The 5,388-nt window shown below is 53.7% G+C and carries 6 protein-coding genes and 1 pseudogene; all 7 read left to right on the forward strand.

Going from position 1 to position 5,388, the window contains the following annotated elements:
- Window positions 1-113: 113 nt before the first annotated feature.
- Window positions 114-575 (forward strand): annotated as a pseudogene (locus B5F35_RS17500) (ParB-like helix-turn-helix domain-containing protein); the annotation flags it as partial.
- A gap of 14 nt (window positions 576-589) precedes the next feature.
- The gene (locus tag B5F35_RS17505; RefSeq protein WP_087242894.1) at window positions 590-865 is read left to right on the forward strand and encodes a DUF5720 family protein; all 276 of its coding nucleotides are present in this window, start codon (window positions 590-592) and stop codon (window positions 863-865) included.
- Window positions 866-898: 33 nt separating this feature from the next.
- Window positions 899-1,084, forward strand: a complete 186-nt coding sequence (locus tag B5F35_RS17510) for a hypothetical protein (RefSeq protein ID WP_087242896.1) — start codon at window positions 899-901, stop codon at window positions 1,082-1,084.
- Window positions 1,085-1,153: 69 nt separating this feature from the next.
- The gene (locus tag B5F35_RS17515) at window positions 1,154-2,032 is read left to right on the forward strand and encodes a DUF6017 domain-containing protein (RefSeq protein ID WP_087242898.1); all 879 of its coding nucleotides are present in this window, start codon (window positions 1,154-1,156) and stop codon (window positions 2,030-2,032) included.
- Window positions 2,033-2,085: 53 nt separating this feature from the next.
- Window positions 2,086-2,853 (forward strand): BRO family protein, encoded by a 768-nt coding sequence (locus B5F35_RS17520; RefSeq protein WP_087242900.1) that lies wholly within the window; start codon window positions 2,086-2,088, stop codon window positions 2,851-2,853.
- A gap of 86 nt (window positions 2,854-2,939) precedes the next feature.
- Complete coding sequence (locus tag B5F35_RS17525; protein WP_087242901.1) at window positions 2,940-3,440, forward strand: PcfB family protein; 501 nt, start codon at window positions 2,940-2,942, stop codon at window positions 3,438-3,440.
- Window positions 3,437-5,269 (forward strand): VirD4-like conjugal transfer protein, CD1115 family, encoded by a 1,833-nt coding sequence (locus B5F35_RS17530; protein ID WP_087242902.1) that lies wholly within the window; start codon window positions 3,437-3,439, stop codon window positions 5,267-5,269. Before B5F35_RS17525 ends, B5F35_RS17530 begins: the two co-directional genes overlap by 4 nt.
- The last annotated feature ends 119 nt before the right edge of the window (window positions 5,270-5,388 follow it).

Genomic DNA, 5,388 nt, shown 5'->3' on the forward strand with positions numbered 1-5,388 from the left:
CGGTACCAGATCTTCTATCGTCACCATGTGAAACTTCAGCTGCATCTTCCCACCCCCGTATGCACTTATTTTACCATGGTTTTCTCCTCGGGTGAATCTTTTGTCAACAACTCCAAGTTGGGCCGAAGTTGACTGCGGCAGAAAAAATCGCAGAGAACAGCCCGGATAGCAAGTCGCAGATTAAGCGGTATATCCGCCTGACGGAGCTGATTCCCGACCTGCTGAAAATGGTTGATGAAAAGAAAATTGCCTTCAATCCGGCCTATGAACTATCCTTCCTCAAAAAAGAGGAACAGGTGCAGCTCCTAGACGCGATGGACAGCGAACAGGCCACCCCCTCCCTCTCCCAAGCCCAACGGCTCAAGAAATTCAGCCAGGAGGGGCATTTGTCCCTTGATGTAATGCGAGCCATTATGGGTGAGGAAAAGAAAAGCGATTTGGACCGGGTGACGTTCACTTCCGATACCCTGCGAAAGTATTTTCCCAGGAGCTACACGCCCCAGCGGATGCAGGAAACCATTATCAAGCTGCTGGAACAGTGGCAGAAAAAACGCCAGCAACAGCACGAACGCTGAGAAAGGAGCTGCCTATGAGGGATATTTCAGCCCGCGAGCTGAAAGGACACAACATTCTTGCCGTGGAGCGTTTTCAGGATGACACCCGCTGGATGATCGAATTTTCCGTCCTGCGTCCCTGTTCCTACGGCAGCCCCGGTGATGAAATGCGGCTGTTTCTTACGGAGGACGGGTATCAGGCCGCTCTCCTGAGCCAGAAGCGCCGGAAAATCAAAATCAAACGGTACGCCCGCGTGATTGAGGGCCATGTTCTCGACTTCAAGCCGGACAAGCGCCATCGCCACCCGTAAACCTGCCACTACCGCGAAAGGAAAGGAATGAATATGTGTACGATCCAGAGCATCAAGGATGCTATTCGAGAGTGCTATCAATCCCAATACGATATGGAAACCGCCGACATTGACCGGATTTTCCAGGCCCTCCCGTTTTCGGAGCATGAATCGCTGTTCGATCAGCCGCCAATGCCCAAGCGTCCCTACCGGCCCCGGAAGAACACGAACAACAGCTGAAAGCCACAGTCTTTTTCACAAAAGATTGTGGCTTTTTTCATGCCCTGAAATGAGGAAGGAGTGAAGTCAATGGCGGTCTTTCGGATTGAAAGAACCCGTGATTATACCGTGATGAGCAATCACCACCTGCGAAATGAAAAGTTGTCCCTGAAAGCCAAGGGGCTGCTTTCCATGATGTTGTCCCTGCCGGATGACTGGAACTATACCACCCGTGGCCTTGCGAAAATCTGCAAGGAGGGTGTGGATGCCATTGGCGGGGCGCTGCGGGAGCTGGAAAGCGCCGGTTATATCGTGCGTCACCAGATGCGTGACCGGCAGGGCCGGATCAGCGACACCGAGTATGTCATCTACGAGCAGCCACAGCCGAAAAACCCGGATACGCCCCAGCCGGATACGGCTGCACCAGATACGGAAAACCCGTATCTGGATAAACCGGATACGGAAAAGCCCGCGGAATTAAATATAGAGAAATCAAATACCCAAAAATCAATTACTCATGGATCAAGTACCGATTCTATTCCCTTCCGGGAGGCAGCGGCGGGAGACCCGCCGGAACGGAAAGGAAGGGATGCGATGCCGATGGCAGAGGTAGAGAGTTATCGGGCATTGATTTTGGAGAACGTTGAGTACGACCACCTGTGCCGGGAGTTTGAGAACTACCGGGAGGACCTGGACGAGATCGTGGAGCTGATGGTGGAAACCGTCTGTGCCAAGCGCAAAACCACCCGGATTGCTGGGGCAGATTTCCCCCATGAGGTTGTGCGCTCCCGGTTTTTGAAGCTGGACAGCTCACACATCGAGTTTGTCATGGATTGTTTGCAGAAAAACACCACCCAGGTCCGCAACATGAAGCAGTATTTGCTGACGGTGCTGTTCAATGCGCCCACCACCATGAGCAATCACTACACATCACAAGTCAATCACGATATGAACGCAGGCGGCTGGTAAGGCCGCTTTTTTTATTCCAAGGCCCTATAACGACTTTTACAGGAGGTTACGACATGAGCCAGATGGAAATTTTTAAGAACCCGGAGTTCGGCAGTATCCGTGTCATTGAGGAAAACGGCAATTACCTGTTCTGTGGCACGGACATTGCCGCTGCATTGGGATATAGCAATCCGCGCAAGGCTGTCCGTGACCATACCAGGGGTGGAACAAAACGTTCCATAGGGGTCCAGACCGGAAAAAAGGCGGATGGAACCCCCGCCATGCAGATGGTGGAAATGCTTTTCATCCCTGAAGGCGATGTGTACCGCCTGATTGTCCATAGCAAGCTGCCGTCGGCGGAACGGTTTGAGAAATGGGTATTCGATGAGGTGCTGCCCACCATCCGAAAGCATGGGGCCTACATCACCAGGGAAAAGCTGTGGGAGATGGCGACTTCCCCGGAGGCCATGATGAAGCTCTGTTCCGACCTGCTGGCCGAGCGCGAGAAAAATGCGGCGCTGCGGGAGGAAAATGCCATGTTGGAGGGCAAGGCCGCCTTTTACGACCTGTTCATCGACCTCAAGCACAGCACCAACCTCCGTACCACCGCCAAGGAGCTGGTTGTGCCGGAGCGTCGCTTTGTCCGGTTTCTGCTGAAACAGCGGTTTGTATACCGCACGGCATCCGGGAATGTACTGCCCTACGCAAAGCCCTCCAACGACGGCCTGTTTTGCGTCAAAGACTACTGCAACCACGGGCATATCGGCTCCTACACGCTGGTGACGCCCCAGGGAAAACTGTATTTTGCTGAACTGCGGGACAGTATCCTGCTGATGATCTGATGACCAACTATCTTCTGCGGCGGTTGATGGTCCCGCCTTAGTTTTAAGTGCCACCCCTGCTAAATTCCACGGAGGAGGTGAGAAAAATGCAGGAAGAAGTGGAAAACAGGACTTTGACGCTGGTTGTCAACGGCTCCAAATTCACCGGGCGGCTGCTGAAAGCCGCCATCACCAAGTACCTTGCTCACCGCAAGGAAAAGAAGCTGCAAAAGCAGAGAAGCCGGGATGCTCCCGTGATTCCCCACGGCAAGCAGACGGTAAAGCAGCTGGTCGGCCAGAATCAGGGCGTTTCCAACATCGAGATCACGGACCCCTCCATCAAGGAGTTTGAGAAGATCGCCCGGAAATACGGTGTGGACTATGCGGTGAAGAAGGACCGCAGCAGCTCCCCGCCCAAGTACCTAATCTTCTTCAAGGGCCGGGACGCGGATGCCCTGACCGCCGCCTTTACCGAGTACACCGGCAAAAAAGTCAAAAAAGCAGAGAAAACAGAGCGCCCGTCCGTGCTGGCAAAGCTGAACCAGTTCAAAGAACTGGTCAAAAACGCCGTGGTGGACCGCACCAAGCGAAAGGAGCTGGAGCGATGAAAAAGCAGTTGGACATCAAAAAGTTCGTTCTGCTGAACCTGCCCTATATCCTGATGGGGCTGTTCGCCACCAACTTCGGAGAAGCATGGCGGATGGCCGTGGGTGCGGACGCTTCGGCCAAAATGCTCTCGTTTTTCTCCACGCTGCCGGTGGCGCTGGCCAGCTGGTGGCCCAGCCTGCACCCGTTGGACCTGTTGGTGGGGCTGTGCTGCGGCGCTGGCCTGCGGCTGGCGGTTTATATGAAAAGCAAAAATGCCAAGAAATTTCGCAAAAATATAGAATATGGTTCTGCCCGCTGGGGGACCCATGAGGACATCGCGCCCTACATCGACCCGGTATTCCAGAACAATGTGATTCTGACGAAAACCGAGAGCCTGACCATGAACAGCCGCCCCAAGGACCCCAAGACTGCCAGAAACAAAAATGTGTTGGTGATCGGCGGCTCCGGCTCCGGTAAGACCCGGTTCTGGCTGAAACCGAACCTGATGCAGATGCACAGCTCCTATGTGGTCACAGACCCCAAAGGCACCATCTTGGTGGAGTGCGGCAAAATGCTCCAGCGCGGCACCCCCAAGCTGGGCAAAGACGGAAAGCCCATGAAGGATAAGCACGGCAAGGTCATCTATGAGCCATACCAGATAAAAGTCCTCAATACCATCAACTTCAAAAAAAGTATGCACTACAACCCTTTTTCGTATATTCACAGCGAGAAAGACATTTTGAAGCTGGTCACGACCTTAATTGCCAATACCAAGGGAGAGGGCAAGGCCGGGGACGATTTTTGGGTCAAGGCAGAGACGCTTTTGTACTGCGCCCTTATCGGGTATATCCACTACGAGGCCCCGGTGGAGGAACAGAATTTCGCCACTCTCATCGAGTTCATCAACGCCATGGAGGTCCGGGAGGATGACGAGGAGTTCAAAAACCCCGTTGACCTGATGTTTGATGCGCTGGAGGCCGAAAAACCCAACCATTTTGCAGTCCGGCAGTACAAGAAGTACAAGCTGGCCGCCGGTAAGACCGCCAAGAGTATCCTGATTTCCTGCGGTGCGCGACTTGCCGTGTTCGACATCGCGGAGCTGCGGGAGGTCACAGCCTACGACGAGCTGGAGCTGGATACCCTAGGAGACCGGAAAACCGCCCTGTTTCTCATTATGAGCGACACGGATGATAGCTTTAACTTCCTGATCTCCATGTGCTACACCCAACTTTTCAATCTCCTATGCGAAAAGGCGGATGATGTGTACGGCGGGCGGCTGCCGGTCCATGTGCGCTGCCTCATTGACGAGTGTGCCAACATCGGCCAGATTCCCAAGCTGGAAAAGCTGGTTGCCACTATCCGAAGCCGTGAGATCTCCGCCTGTCTGGTGCTGCAAGCACAGTCCCAGCTCAAAGCCATTTACAAGGACAACGCCGATACCATCATCGGCAACATGGATACCTCTATCTTCCTGGGCGGCAAGGAGCCGACCACCCTCAAGGAGCTGGCCGCTGTGCTGGGCAAGGAAACTATCGACACCTACAATACCGGCGAGAGCCGTGGGCGGGAAACCTCCCACTCGCTCAACTATCAGAAATTGGGGAAAGAGCTGATGAGCCAAGATGAACTGGCCGTTATGGATGGCGGCAAGTGCATCCTCCAGCTGCGTGGTGTGCGGCCTTTCCTTTCGGACAAGTACGATATCACCAAACACCCCAATTATCCGTACACAGCCGACGCGGACAAGAAAAATACCTTTGACATTGAGGCGTTTCTGTCTACCCGGCTTAAACCCAGGCCCGATGAAGTCTACGACGTATACGAAGTAGACGCTGCGGGTGACGAATGATGTTCCGCTGTGAAGACCTGCTAAAAAAAGTCAAGTAAAATTTTCGAGAGAATGAGCAAAAAAACGAGCGCACAAATCTAAGCCGCTGAGCATCTCAAAATCGAAATGGCGGCCGGCCA

The sequence above is a fragment of the Anaeromassilibacillus sp. An200 genome (assembly GCF_002160025.1).
Classification (GTDB): Bacteria; Bacillota; Clostridia; order Oscillospirales; family Acutalibacteraceae; genus Caccousia; species Caccousia stercoris.